The organism is Pseudomonas juntendi (genome assembly GCF_009932375.1).
Classification (GTDB): Bacteria; Pseudomonadota; Gammaproteobacteria; order Pseudomonadales; family Pseudomonadaceae; genus Aquipseudomonas; species Aquipseudomonas juntendi.
Genome location: NZ_BLJG01000520.1, coordinates 1 through 243, shown reverse-complemented (window position 1 = coordinate 243; position 243 = coordinate 1). Strand labels below are relative to the sequence as shown.

General features: G+C 62.6%; 1 protein-coding gene. It reads left to right on the top strand.

Features of this window, described 5'->3' with window-relative positions; translation table 11 throughout:
• Positions 1-226: Hsp70 family protein (locus GYA94_RS27045; protein WP_161893491.1), on the top strand; the 226-nt coding region annotated here is incomplete at its 5' end.
• Positions 227-243 lie beyond the last annotated feature (17 nt).

Genomic DNA, 243 nt, shown 5'->3' with positions numbered 1-243 from the left:
GGGGCTGCTGGAGCGTGTGCGCGGCAGCGTGAGCGAGCTGCTGGCCAAGGCCGGGGTGAGCGAAGGCCAGGTCGACACGGTGTTCTTCACCGGTGGTTCCAGCGGGATTCCGGCATTGCGCAACAGCGTGTCGGCGATGTTGCCCAATGCGCGGCATGTGGAGGGCAATATCTTTGGCAGTATTGGTAGTGGGCTGGCGATCGAAGCGCGCAAGCGGTACGGATAAGCTACAAGCTACAAGCT